The following is an 11858-nucleotide window of genomic DNA, read 5'->3' as shown; positions in this document are numbered from 1 at the left end:
CCCAAACCAAGGTTTGTGAGAGCCGTAGAGATCGCCGCTGCACCATCTGATTTGATATCGGCAAATGGGTTTGTACGGCTCAGTGTCAGTTTTTGAATGGCCTTTAAAACCTGAGTCATATCGTTAATGTCGAGCGTCAAACCTGCTGACTCTACGATATGCGCTAACTCTTCCTGCATGGCGTTAAACGCTGCTGCCCGCAGCCTCGTTGCGGCAATACCACCAGCAACACTTCCATCAGTATATTTGCCATCCTGCGTTGCAGTGGCTTCGACTTGCCCGATTCGGAGCATAGTTAATCCTCACTTAGTGTTAAGCGATAAAATCAGAGGGGGAAATATCAGTTATGAATAATTGAAAATGATGTTCAGATGGGATGGGGCAATTTTGTTGATTGAACACTCCAGTTGTTTATTGCCCCACGATGCGAGCGGATCGCCGCAGTAGGACGCGCCAGCAAGCGAATACTTGATTGTTGTTTGTGGCGCATTTATCCGCCAGGTAAATGGCCACTCGTCACCGTTAAGCGCATCACCGCATACTGACATGCCACTCATAGCGGGGCGGAACTGTGTGATAGTGATGGTATAACCAAGAGCTGCGGCCACCCGGATGTAGTAATCGCGGTTCAGACCGCCGGTGCTGATTAACTTTGCTACCACGGCGCGCTGGCGATCGCTGACGCCACCGGACTCACCAATCGCGCAATCATCTGGCAGCCCCAGAGAGCTTTCCCATTCTGGCAACATTACCGTCGCTGTAGGCGGAAAAGCGCCAGTAATCAGGCTTTGCGCATCGCTGTCAGAACGCTGAAACGAGCTACCCAGTGCCCGTAATACCGCAGCCTGTACCGTTCTTTGCGACCGGGGCCATGCCCTGCCCGTCGGTAGCAGCGCACCAAGCGCACCGGCATAATCATTTTTTGAAAAGAGGCTCATACAAAATTCACCCCGCCAAGCACCGGAATTTCGCCAACAGCAAAGGTGATATTGGCCATCGGAGAGTTAAGGATATAGCCCGTCGTGCCACTAACACCGCCGATACTCCCGTTAATATCAGAGAGGTAAACTTTCCCGGAACCATCAGGGTTAGCCTCATCAAAAAACAGCGCCGTCAGCGCGTCTTTTATACCCTGAACTGTGGTGCTGTCGGCATTTTTGATACCAGAGATTTCAATATTGATGACTTTCTTGATCGGGGAACATACGAAAACAATGGCAGTGTCTGTCTGCTGCGGATAGATGTGGTCGGCGACAGCGAGCTGGTCTCCGGTGGCTTTAACAGCCCCCCAGTCCTCAAGTTGGGATATTCCATCGGTACCGACCGGAAACCCACCATTGTCATTCCGATCACACATGATATACACGCCAACGGTCCCGGCCCCGTTCAGACGCCGCTTTACCCACGCGCGGGTGACGCCCGAAACCTCAAGCGCCCATTTTTTATAATCGGCGTCGCTTCCACCCTGAGGCGGATTCTGCCATGCCAGCAAGCCACGACTGCGAAAGTCCTCTTCCGTTTCAATATCGGCTCCGCCGGTCGCCGCGGACAGTAACGTTACCTGTGGATCCACGCCAGCAATATTCGCGTCCAGGGTCATTATGGTCCCGGCATCAGCGTTACCGCGCGCGCCTCCACCCGTTACATCACTGGTAATATCCGGCAGGATGGCCGTCACCGCGACGATACCAAATCCATCTGCCTGAATTTTAAGATCTGCATCCGTCCGATACTGGTATCCGTCCCCGCGGTTAATGATCGAGCCAACAGGGATAATACTGTCAGCACTGCCACTAGCCTGTACCGCAGGCGACTTCGCCGCTGCTGCTGGTTTTCTGAATACCTGCTTAAGGGCCATCCACCCGGCGAGATACTCATCGGTAGAGGTAAACGGGTTTGTCTGCAGGGCAATATAGTCAAGGTAGGCGTAATGCAAATGCCCCATCCCCGCATCCATGTCAGCCAGTACCTTCAGGTTCGCGAACCGCAGGAGCGCACCAACATCCTCAAGCTCCGCCTGCATAAATTTCCGGTTTCCGTCGCGGAGTTCGCTCAGCGTCGGTCGTTTAAACGGCATATTAACGTTGCTCCCATATCCAGTAAAACCTGAATTCCTGCCAGTCCTTCCCCGGTGCCTGATAGCGGATAATGAGATTGAGCCGGTCAGGCAGGACGATCCTGGCAACAGGAATAACCTCGCTGACAACGCCATCAACCTTTAACCAGTTGAGCGCTTCACTCGAGTATTCCTCCGCTTTTTTTGCTACATCCGGGGTCAGTTTTTTCCGCCGTAGCAGCCACAGCCGGGATCCCAGTTGGGATTCCTCCCCGGAATCCCCCCACCAGCCGCGGCGATCGCTATCCTCATAATCATCGTCAGCGCGCGCCAGCCTGTCAGTAAACAGGCTGTCCAGTATTGCAGTCTGTAAATCGTTCCCCGTGGTGAGTTCGCCCAGCCCTTTCTGCCAGTCAGCAAACATCTCATCCACATTCCAGAATGAAGCGATGTCACTCATGTCACCTGATCCTCTGTTTTTTGGCTGCGGATATTGTCATTGCCACTCTGGGCATTTTTAACCACATGATCATGGTCATTATGTGCATCCCGCAGCTCTTTCAGTGTTCGGGTATTGGTTTCACAGTTATCAACAATGTCACCCGTGCACCTCAGGATCGGGGTATTTGCAAGAATCCCCTGGCTGGCATTGATGGTCACGTTAGTGGCGTTATTGACCTCAACATTCTGGCCCTTTGCATCCAGGAAGATCCCCTTCTCCGTCAGGAGAATATTAAGACCCCACTGGTTATACATGACCGTTTCGCCCGCTTTCAGGCCTGTATGACGAAACCCCTGATGGTTGGACGCAATTACCACCGCGCTGGAACGATCACCGCCAATAAAAGCCAGAACCACGTCAGTCCCTGACGGCAGGCCGGATGAAAAACCAAATTCAGCCATCCGCGGTGCGCTGGCCACCTCCAGCGGAGTCTGGTACTGGATTGACTGCACCACCCCACCATCTTTCATAGCCGTGATCCGGCCAATCCCCAGCATGCCGGCGATCCTAGTCGCTGCATGTTTAAATAGTTGCTTCATGTATTGAATCCCGCCAGGTTCTGGTAGAAGGCATATGGCTGAACGGCGAATGCTTCAGGCGGCATCAGCGTCATGCGTGCATGGGTGCCGTAGTCATCGCGCATATAGGTGACTTCTGCCAGTAGCAATTCAGTCTTCGGCAACCGTAAGGTGGGAAGATCAACGGGGATCAATGTGTTTGGTTCCCACAGTTTCCCGTCTTTATCCCTCCAGGAATCGATGGTTACCGAGAGCTGTTTTGAACGCCCGTACCGCCGGTTCATTTCCCAGTCGATCGCACTTTGTGCCTGTTGAGTAGCCATCAGGGTACTTTCCACAATCGATATATGTTTTCGGTACCGCATGCGGGCGGCCTCCGGATCTCTCGCCGTTGCCAGAGTCACAGCGTCATAGGCCGTATCAGGCGAATACCCTGCAATTGGAGAAACGCTCATTGATACACCGACATAGTCTGAAAACCTGTCGGCCATCGATTTGCGGTAGTACGCCTGTTCGACATTTACCCCTTCGGCTATTCCGCTCGCTGCACGGCGTGTTCCCACCCGGGTCAGTAACAGGTTTCCATCGGGCTGATCGTAGTAAAGCAGAGCAGACCATCTGGCCACCCGATCGATGACTTCTTGCGGAGACTCACCCCAGTTCAGAGTGAACTGGGGAACCTTCACAAGTTCATCAACATCCGTGGTTACGGTGATGCCGTAGTAGGATGCCAGGCGAGAAGCAATTTCAAGCGCATTACTGGCATTAATGACGTTGTTAGGCCACTCGGCTGAGCAATCCACCAGGTCCTGACATTTGCTCCTGCCCGTGGCGCGGACCTCATGGCGGGAACGCGATAGTGCGGGCTCCCAGTCATCCACATATCCCGTCAGCGTCAGATCATCTCCGATACGAACTTCACAGGACATGCCCTCTTCAACGAGCTGACGATCTTCGTTGCCAGGGAAGTAATCCATCAGCCCAAGATCGAAATCAGAGGGAAAACGCTCAATCCCCCGCGTTACCCGGACAGAATCCCAGCCCTCAATGATTTTGCCGTCGACCGTCAGAGAAACAACATCCAGATCGCTGTCTGCATTCATTGCCTCAGTACCTTCATGGTTGTCGGCATAAACGCCGGATGGGGTACGCGCGCTTCCTGTACCAGTTCATCTGCACGGGTGGCATCCTGGTATAATCGGTTTGCCAGCGTCAGCGCCGGAAGCGGCTGAGCGGTAGTAACCTGAATAAGCTCGCTCAGACCAGAAGCACGCTCACTCATCGTGGAAAGGAATGCCGATCTGACGGCGAGAAGCGCGTTATACATATCATCGTCAGCGCGGTCTCCAGCCAGAACCAGCGCCGTATCCAGTTGCACAGAAACTCGTTGAGTTAACTCTTCTGCCTCGTCTGTACTGGCAGGTCTGGAGTCCGCAGCGGCACTGGTCATGGCACCAGTACACAGCACAACAATCAGCGTGTTCATGGTCGCCGAAATCGCTTTGCTGCTGTCGGACTGCTGGTACTCCGTGCTGATTGAATTAGCCAGTTTTTCCAGCGCAGTGATTCGGTCATTAACGCTGCCGGCGCTGTTAAGAATTGCGTTTACCACGTCGGCGACGCCCTGGACAAACTCATCAGGCGTGTTGGAGCGGCTAAGCTGGCTCGACATGTTGGTAACATTTTTCCGGTCCATTACCGACTGGGCTGTTACCTTGTCAGCCAGTGCTCTCTCATCATCCACATCAGCAACTGACGATTTGCCAGCAACAGCAGAGGAACTACCGCCCACAGAGCCTTTACTGTAACGTCCGTACCGGGTATTCCCGAACGTGGAGTTCAGGACATTGCTGAGATTCGTGACCTGACTGATGGTGCTGTCAACCATGTTAGTCCAGAACGTGACCGTGCCTCTGATGGTGTTTATAGCCTGTGTGACACCGCGGATTTCACTCTTAACTCTGGCAATCGTGCTCAGCACAGCAGTGCTGACCAGTTTCAGATAGTTGGTTTTCACCGTGGCGCCTGCAACGGTACTGCCCGTGACAGCAAACACTTTAAGCCCTGATTCAATTGCCATCAGGGTAAATTCAAATACTCGCCCGTTCTCCATCGAACCGGAAATACGCAAACCATTCTCAGGGATGGAAACCGTTAATTCGCCCAGTGTCGGATGGACGAGCGTACCGCTACCTTTTTGTTCACAGGCTTCAATTAATGACTGGCGCTGTGTGATGGCATCGCCGCCACCATAAACCTGGCTGTTCTGAATCAAAAAACCGCGAATAACAAATCGCCTTGTTGCTCGACCGATATCCTCTATCCAGGCTGTATCACGGTAGGGATATTCATGTACCGCCTGGCGTCGGCCGTGGCTTCCTTCCTCAGCAACAATTGCAAATGGCACTCCTCTGAATGAGCTGGGCCTTAACTGCCCCTGCCAGTCATCGCTGGCATCACCGCCCATCAGGGATGTTATTGCATTCTGGATAATTGGCATCTCACCTCCGGAAATAAAAAAACCGCCATATCGGCGGTTTTTTTACTTATTTATGTCACATTGCTGAATTTAGTTCCGATAGTTTTTTCTTCATCGAGTCAGTGTCTGATGCAGGGAATGAAATAAATTTAGTATCGGAGAGATAAATATCTAATGGTGCACCTGTAAACACTAATCCATTAAAATATTTCTTTCCCTCTTCTGTTTTTGGTTGGATTATCCCGCTACTCTGCCCAAGGCAAATAGATATCATTTTTACATATTTCCCTGCGATTTTTGCTGGAGAAATATCTCTTATTTTGGGGTTGCTGTATTCATGTATACCATAGCACGAAGATTCAGCATCGGTGTTTGGTCGAAAATCAAGAATTGACACCTGACCAGTTGACGAGTTTGTAACAGCGAGAGCAAACTCAAAAGCATCCATACCTCTGCTATCCTGCTTCAGTGTTGGTATGCCATTGGGATACACCCACTTGGCTAAACTCTGCGACTGAGCAGCATAAGGTATAATTAAAAGAGATAGAGACAAGTAAGCTGTAATCTTTTTCATAGAAATATCCAAGCGCTGTGTTGAATTAAAATCTTACATTCACACCTTATACCATCATCTTTTAATAAGCCATGGGTAACGTTATCCGTCCGCCATTCTGGGTATTGAACTCCTTCCTGCCACCTTTGCCGTCGACCAGGGTGATTTCAAGCTTCATCTTCTGATCTTCAACAGCGCTTTTAAATGAGCTGGTAAGCTTATCGGCAAAAGCCTGATTTTGGTCTGCGTTAGGCTGGGTGGGCTGGATAATCCCAGTGCCTGTAGATTTATTATTAACCTCACTATCTGGGTAAGCCGAATCATCACTAGGTTGAACAGGTAGGTTGATACCGATACCTGCTGATTGCTCATTGGCTTGGTTTTCTGGGATAGCATCGCGGGTTAGTGGTTCTTCATTAATTATTTTCTGATAGTGTCCAAGAACCGCCCCAGGATAAGCCTGGTTCTGCGGCCCCCAGCGGCTAGTATCATACCCCCCGTTGTAATAACGAAGCGCCAGCGGAATATTACCGCCTGAGCTTTTCAGGTTTTCAGCCATGATTTTTGCCCCGGCCATAATGTTCTGACGTGGGTCAGTCCAGTCTGTAACCCCAGTCGAATTAAAATTTGACGGCATAATTTGCATCAATCCTTTCGCGCCTGCTCTACTGATAGCTTGAGAATTTCCACCAGATTCTTGAGTCATAATGGCTTTCAGCAGACGGGGATCAACACCGTATTGCAGGCCAGCTTCATTCAGTAAGTCATCATACTGGCCATTCTGGCGGTAAGGCACATATTTGCTCCCGGCAGTCCGTGGGGCTGTTACTGCAGCCATGTCATTTTGTAACTGAATCGCAGAATCTGCCGCGCGGTAATTTGCATCGTACCGCTTTCTTACAGCATCAGTCATGAAACCCGCGTCAACCTGTCCACGTTCACTACGGGGCAAACTGTTATATAGCGTCTTATCATTCTGAATTCGTCGTAACTTTGCAGCATCATCGCTGTTGATAAAACCGAGAGCATGAGACAGGCCGGTAAAGTCACCGTTAGTAAACAGATCAGTAACACCTTCGAGGCCGTCTTTGACCGAACCATCCGAGAGAATGGTCTTGAGTGCCTTGTTTTTTGAACGTTGCCACAGCCCATCCCAGGATGCGCTGAGCTCATTCATTGTGCCGTTCACTTCACTCAACTGCTGGTTCAGCGCCGGATCCACAGTCAGACCAAATTCATCCGATTTTGCCAGCAGCTTTTTCATACGCTCGCCTTCACGCATTAGCGCCAGCAATTCGGGTGTCAGCCCAAGTGCATCGGCTGTGGATTTCTGCTGTTCAGGTCTCAGGGTTGGGAAAATTTTTGCAATAGACTCCAGTGTTTTAAGGGTATTTACTGACCCATCGCTGTTTTTTTGGATTTGCGCACCAATTTGCGCCATCGCGGCCATAACCCCCTCGTTTTTACCGCTGGCAGCCTCATTGAATGCTTTGAAAATACCCTCTATTGATGCATTAGCGCTCTCGCTGTCTGCTCCAAGAATACGCATAGCCCCGGAAAGTCGGGTAAAATCGTCAACGCGCATCCCCGCATTTTTTGCCGAGACATCGAGGTTATAGGCCTGACGGGATGCCTCCCGAAAACCATAAGCGACCTGTTTCAGCCCGTATCCGGCAGCACCAACCAGCCCCAGTGTACCCATCTTGCCCGCGAGCTCCCCCACCATTTTCAGCGGGGGAACCATATCGCCGATGTACTGCACGTTATCCCGCGCGCTCTTCGACATATTTTCAAGACGCGAAATAAAACCATTCAGTCCGTCGGCTGTTTCCTGGCCGCCTAACTTGAGCCCTTCTTTGGTTTTATCTAGCTTCGGCTCCAGGTCACGGACAGCCTCATTAATGCGGTCAATAGCCTCGCTAACCTGGTCGCTGGCCACCAGCTCAAAATCAAAAGAATTACTCATCGTCGTCAGGTTTCCTAAGCTTGTTTATCCGGGATGCCTGCGCCACCCACCATTTCAGCCGGGCGCGGGTCATTCCCCACGCCCTGTCCTCAGACCAGCGGAAATAGAAGGTGACGTCAGCGGCCATTTCCTGCCAGGTTGTCAGGGCTTCCAGGTCAAAAAACTGAGCAGATACTCCTCACACTTACGGAAGTCGAGAAAATCCATCGGCTGCAGCACGCTTTCACGCGTACCGGAAACCAGCGCAATAAGCAGGCGCATCGCCGCAAGCGTCGTTGACGCAGCCTGTTTCTCATAAAACTGCTCCGCCTGGCTTAGCGTTGGCGCTTTCAGCTCCAGTTGCGTATAGGTGGTCTTCTCCGCGGCATCATCCAGCGCTACGGTTAAGGGAATAATTTTGACGCGTTCAATCTCAGCCATCTTAGTTCTCCGTTACGTCGCGGCCTTCCCAGCGAACATCAAATACTGCATCTTCGCTTTCCACTTCCTGGACGTTGACCGTCCAGAGTGAACGGCCAATAATAGTTTTCCCGTTAGCCAGCTCGGCGATCACGTTGACGTTCGTCTGCTGGTTAAAGCCCTGCACATTCGTTCCGCCACTGTCACGCAGTCGGGCAGAAATGTATGGCGCCACAGGTTTTTCCTTATATCCGTGCACACCATCCATCCCTGTCAGGGTGGTACGGTTTACGGTGGCAGCCTGGTATTTAAACGAGCCCTCCACCATTACCGTCACACCGTTAACAGTGACATAGGCGGTTCCCGCCAGGCGGTTAGTAGTATCACCTGCCATCGTTTAAGCTCCTGTTGATTCAGCCCGAGTGCGGAACTGATTGAGCAGCGCGAAAATGCGCAACTGGTTCATGAGGGTTCCCGGCCACAGCACATCGACGCGGTTCGGATTTTTGGCGTTCTGCTCGACGATGATATTTTTTGCGAATGCCTCCGCATCCTGCGCATAACCGTTCCATACCAGAGTCTGGTACTCGGCAATCTGATCGGCCTTGATAATGTTTGGCGTGACGATCGCCGCGCCAGGTGCAAATCGGGTCCCGTCCGCAGCAAGCTTCATACGGCCAAACTTGCTGGTCACCGCTGTTCGCAGGTAGCGGGTCACAAACATCAGGCTGAACAGCGTCTCCACTTCCAGATAACTATCATCTGCATCGCCATAGCTGTTTTTCTGGTAGGTGGTGATCAGGTTTTCAATGCGCACCGTGCCATCGTCATCGACCGTAAATGTCGAAATGCCGCTGTACAGCAGATTGTTACGCTCGGTCAGCTCAAAGCGATCCTGCAGTTCTGGCGCAAGCACCCCCTGAACAGCGAGCGACTGTAGCGGGCGGCCGGGGTCATTACGCAGACTCACCGCAGCTGCGCCGGTGTAAGCTGCAGACCATGCCCAGGAAGGGGACGGCGATTTATTTACGCCCAGCAGGGTCTCATGCTGGTTATTGCGCAGCTCACCTTTGGTACCGAGCTGGGCGTAAGTCCCGGTGGTGGTACCAAAGGAATGGCCATAAAGCTGCTTGTCCCATGCCCAGCGACCGCCAGTGTCTGACAGGAACTCCTTCATCACATTCAACGAGGTTGTATCGTCGTAAGGGTTGATGATGAAATCGAATGTCCGATCCTGCAGGTTTGCCAGCGCGCCGGTAATATCCGGAGCCCCGACTCCGTTAGACATAGCAGTAATCGTCAGTTCCAGGCCTGCAGGTGTGGACTCGCCTCCAGGTAAGCCGAGGAAGTTCAGGCGAATGTCGATCCCATTACCCGTAGCACCAAGATTCTTCGCGGTCAGGGTTACGGTATCCGTAGTCGCACTGGCGGTTACAGGTAGCGTGGTTTTTGCGTTAATCGCCGCGGCCAGAGAGGTGGCGATCGCTGCCACCGTATCTGTTGCTACAACGGTCAACTGAATGCGCTCACCAGCAATATAAAGGGAGATCACTCCGGTTGCCGTCGGTGCGCTGCTCACTTTAATGGTGCCGGTTGCAGCCACCATGGAATCGGAGTCTTCCTCCAGCGGCAGGATCCAGACTTCGGCTGCGGTATCATTTTTCTGATACGCCGCCATCATGGCCTGCAGAATTCCCCCTTTTCCTGTCAGCTCACCGACGGTATCCGAAGAGGAAACTCGCTGCGGAATACCAGGCAGGGTTGAGCCGGTACTGAGCATCCCACCGATAAGCAGGGTGCGCTGCGTGGCAGTGGCGTTATTCGCCATTGAGTTATCAAACTCAACGAAGAAAAGCCCTACCCGCAGGTTATCGGGAACACGAGCGAAAGGTACGGTCATTCATTTTCTCCCGCTTTTTTAGGTAATGATTGTTTCTCTGGCGCGCCCTCATCCTTTTTAGAGAGGATCACGTCCCCATCGCTCAGACGGCGACGCCAGAAAATATTGTCAGGTACTTCAGCACCCTCTTTAGGCAATGGGATGCCCTTGACGGGGCAGCGAACGCTGAGCCCGTTGTTCGGCTTAACAAACATGGATTACTCCTGAAGATTGAGGCTGATACCCGGTTTAACTGTGCCGTCTGGCATGTCGACCGCAATATCCATGCCCTCAAGGGGAACCGACTGGACAGGATAAAAATCTTCCGGCCCCTGGTAATGCTCTATGTCGATCTCGAAAAGAAGCTGCCCCATATGGGCCTCTCCTTCTGAATCAACATTGATGGTTGAACGAACTTCCGCGTATTTCTGAATATTCCGCGTCAGTTCGTAGCTGTTGATCACCGCGCGCTCCACCTGCTCGCGAAGGCTTTCAAGCGCCAGCTCTGCCCGCATGGCTCCATCATCCACTGTATCGCCGTCATACTCCTGAACGCGCCCAGTGATCCTGACAGTGGTGAGGGTGGTAAAAGCAGGGGTATTACGCCCCTGTGATTTTTTCTGTTCAAAAGGCGTCTGAACCAACAACACAGGATACATATCTGGTGAAGTTGACCAGTCGCGTGGAGAGAATACGCGGTCGCCCGCGCTGGTTGTCCCGGTTAGTGCAGTGACAACCATTTGCCGAATCGCTGCTGAATTCATCGCGGTTTTACCACATTGAGGACAAGACGAGATCCGCCATGACTGTCGGGTTCGACGTTTGACACAACAAATAACTGATTGATGATGTGACCACCGACCGTCTTTATAAATACCCGGTCAGATACAGCAGGTTGCGATTTACCCAGCTTGCGAAATTCAGCATCGCGTACACCCAACATCGGGCTGGAGGTGTTAATTTCTGAATCGCCATCAAGGTTTTCAGCAACCTGCGCATAACCACGGTCAAAAATCCCGTTAATTGTAAAAGGAGTACCGTTACGTGGACGGTACTCGTGCTCATCGCCAAAGACATCATGCAGCGGACTCAGAAGATGAGAATCCCAGTCCACGCCCATGTCATTACCCTGTCGTAACTGAAACTGATGGCTGAGAAGCAAGAACTCGCTTACGAAGCACATCAACATCAGCAATAACGCCGGACTGCAGAAGACGCTCAGCATCTTTGCCGGTTACAGGGATGCGCATATTTTCGCGGTACATCTCCCCGTCATGACGAATGCAATTCCCTTTCAACACCACATACTCCTGCGATTCAGTGTCTCCGGATTTTTCGTCACCACCATCGTCATCAACAGACAATTCGGCATCATCTGTTTTGCTCAAAGGCTGTTTTTCCTGGGTGTTATCGCCAGCATTCAGGTCGTCAACGCTCAGGCCGTCTTTGGCAGATCCTTCTGCATTCAGATCATCAGCCAGCCCGGTATTAGGTTGTTTTGCCATA

General features: G+C 51.9%; 15 protein-coding genes and 1 pseudogene. All 16 read right to left on the bottom strand.

Features of this window, described 5'->3' with window-relative positions; translation table 11 throughout:
* A pseudogene (locus M989_RS10760) lies at positions 1-293 on the bottom strand (hypothetical protein); the annotation flags it as partial.
* 51 nt (positions 294-344) lie between these two features.
* Positions 345-938 (bottom strand): YmfQ family protein, encoded by a 594-nt coding sequence (locus M989_RS10755; protein ID WP_023294058.1) that lies wholly within the window; start codon positions 936-938, stop codon positions 345-347.
* On the bottom strand, positions 935-2077 hold the full coding sequence (locus M989_RS10750) for a baseplate J/gp47 family protein (RefSeq protein WP_055321671.1): 1143 nt from the start codon (positions 2075-2077) through the stop codon (positions 935-937). Before M989_RS10750 ends, M989_RS10755 begins: the two co-directional genes overlap by 4 nt.
* A gap of 1 nt (position 2078) precedes the next feature.
* Complete coding sequence (locus M989_RS10745) at positions 2079-2516, bottom strand: phage GP46 family protein (protein WP_001279799.1); 438 nt, start codon at positions 2514-2516, stop codon at positions 2079-2081.
* Positions 2513-3097: a phage baseplate assembly protein domain-containing protein gene (locus tag M989_RS10740; RefSeq protein ID WP_023568807.1), complete on the bottom strand. Its 585-nt coding sequence runs from the start codon at positions 3095-3097 to the stop codon at positions 2513-2515. The genes M989_RS10745 and M989_RS10740 overlap by 4 nt, the downstream gene beginning before the upstream one ends.
* A complete protein-coding gene (locus tag M989_RS10735) occupies positions 3094-4179 on the bottom strand; it encodes a phage baseplate assembly protein (protein ID WP_023294061.1) in 1086 nt (361 codons plus the stop codon). The genes M989_RS10740 and M989_RS10735 overlap by 4 nt, the downstream gene beginning before the upstream one ends.
* Positions 4176-5576, bottom strand: a complete 1401-nt coding sequence (locus tag M989_RS10730; protein ID WP_064545090.1) for a DNA circularization protein — start codon at positions 5574-5576, stop codon at positions 4176-4178. The genes M989_RS10735 and M989_RS10730 overlap by 4 nt, the downstream gene beginning before the upstream one ends.
* 55 nt (positions 5577-5631) lie before the next feature.
* Positions 5632-6129: a hypothetical protein gene (locus M989_RS10725; RefSeq protein WP_088765747.1), complete on the bottom strand. Its 498-nt coding sequence runs from the start codon at positions 6127-6129 to the stop codon at positions 5632-5634.
* A gap of 61 nt (positions 6130-6190) precedes the next feature.
* Positions 6191-8074 carry a transglycosylase SLT domain-containing protein gene (locus M989_RS25860; RefSeq protein WP_063929856.1) on the bottom strand — a complete coding sequence of 628 codons (1884 nt, stop codon included), beginning with the start codon at positions 8072-8074 and terminating at the stop codon, positions 6191-6193.
* Positions 8075-8215: 141 nt separating this feature from the next.
* Positions 8216-8494, bottom strand: coding sequence for a phage tail assembly protein (locus M989_RS10715; RefSeq protein WP_059686814.1), 279 nt, complete (start codon positions 8492-8494; stop codon positions 8216-8218).
* A 1-nt stretch (position 8495) separates the two neighbouring features.
* The gene (locus M989_RS10710) at positions 8496-8867 is read right to left on the bottom strand and encodes a phage tail tube protein (RefSeq protein WP_000896638.1); all 372 of its coding nucleotides are present in this window, start codon (positions 8865-8867) and stop codon (positions 8496-8498) included.
* Between the two features lie 3 nt (positions 8868-8870).
* A complete protein-coding gene (locus M989_RS10705; protein ID WP_001568795.1) occupies positions 8871-10373 on the bottom strand; it encodes a phage tail sheath subtilisin-like domain-containing protein in 1503 nt (500 codons plus the stop codon).
* Positions 10370-10567: a DUF2635 domain-containing protein gene (locus tag M989_RS10700; protein ID WP_000497745.1), complete on the bottom strand. Its 198-nt coding sequence runs from the start codon at positions 10565-10567 to the stop codon at positions 10370-10372. The genes M989_RS10705 and M989_RS10700 overlap by 4 nt, the downstream gene beginning before the upstream one ends.
* Positions 10568-10570: 3 nt before the next feature.
* Positions 10571-11116, bottom strand: a complete 546-nt coding sequence (locus tag M989_RS10695; protein ID WP_001083242.1) for a hypothetical protein — start codon at positions 11114-11116, stop codon at positions 10571-10573.
* Positions 11113-11472 (bottom strand): head-tail joining protein, encoded by a 360-nt coding sequence (locus M989_RS10690; protein ID WP_000537794.1) that lies wholly within the window; start codon positions 11470-11472, stop codon positions 11113-11115. Before M989_RS10690 ends, M989_RS10695 begins: the two co-directional genes overlap by 4 nt.
* Before the next feature lie 4 nt (positions 11473-11476).
* Positions 11477-11857 (bottom strand): hypothetical protein, encoded by a 381-nt coding sequence (locus M989_RS10685; RefSeq protein ID WP_001118869.1) that lies wholly within the window; start codon positions 11855-11857, stop codon positions 11477-11479.
* Position 11858 lies beyond the last annotated feature (1 nt).

It is taken from the genome of Kluyvera georgiana ATCC 51603, from assembly GCF_001654985.1.
Classification (GTDB): Bacteria; Pseudomonadota; Gammaproteobacteria; order Enterobacterales; family Enterobacteriaceae; genus Kluyvera; species Kluyvera georgiana.
This window is presented reverse-complemented; position numbering and strand designations above follow the sequence as displayed.

Bases quoted from the DNA above. Each gene is read 5' to 3' on its own strand.
- M989_RS10755 (WP_023294058.1), bottom strand. From the start codon at position 938: ATGAGCCTCTTTTCAAAAAATGATTATGCCGGTGCGCTTGGTGCGCTG.
- M989_RS10750 (WP_055321671.1), bottom strand. From the start codon at position 2,077: ATGCCGTTTAAACGACCGACGCTGAGCGAACTCCGCGACGGAAACCGG.
- M989_RS10745 (WP_001279799.1), bottom strand. From the start codon at position 2,516: ATGAGTGACATCGCTTCATTCTGGAATGTGGATGAGATGTTTGCTGAC.
- M989_RS10740 (WP_023568807.1), bottom strand. From the start codon at position 3,097: ATGAAGCAACTATTTAAACATGCAGCGACTAGGATCGCCGGCATGCTG.
- M989_RS10735 (WP_023294061.1), bottom strand. From the start codon at position 4,179: ATGAATGCAGACAGCGATCTGGATGTTGTTTCTCTGACGGTCGACGGC.
- M989_RS10730 (WP_064545090.1), bottom strand. From the start codon at position 5,576: ATGCCAATTATCCAGAATGCAATAACATCCCTGATGGGCGGTGATGCC.
- M989_RS10725 (WP_088765747.1), bottom strand. From the start codon at position 6,129: ATGAAAAAGATTACAGCTTACTTGTCTCTATCTCTTTTAATTATACCT.
- M989_RS25860 (WP_063929856.1), bottom strand. From the start codon at position 8,074: ATGAGTAATTCTTTTGATTTTGAGCTGGTGGCCAGCGACCAGGTTAGC.
- M989_RS10715 (WP_059686814.1), bottom strand. From the start codon at position 8,494: ATGGCTGAGATTGAACGCGTCAAAATTATTCCCTTAACCGTAGCGCTG.
- M989_RS10710 (WP_000896638.1), bottom strand. From the start codon at position 8,867: ATGGCAGGTGATACTACTAACCGCCTGGCGGGAACCGCCTATGTCACT.
- M989_RS10705 (WP_001568795.1), bottom strand. From the start codon at position 10,373: ATGACCGTACCTTTCGCTCGTGTTCCCGATAACCTGCGGGTAGGGCTT.
- M989_RS10700 (WP_000497745.1), bottom strand. From the start codon at position 10,567: ATGTTTGTTAAGCCGAACAACGGGCTCAGCGTTCGCTGCCCCGTCAAG.
- M989_RS10695 (WP_001083242.1), bottom strand. From the start codon at position 11,116: ATGAATTCAGCAGCGATTCGGCAAATGGTTGTCACTGCACTAACCGGG.
- M989_RS10690 (WP_000537794.1), bottom strand. From the start codon at position 11,472: ATGGGCGTGGACTGGGATTCTCATCTTCTGAGTCCGCTGCATGATGTC.
- M989_RS10685 (WP_001118869.1), bottom strand. From the start codon at position 11,857: ATGGCAAAACAACCTAATACCGGGCTGGCTGATGATCTGAATGCAGAA.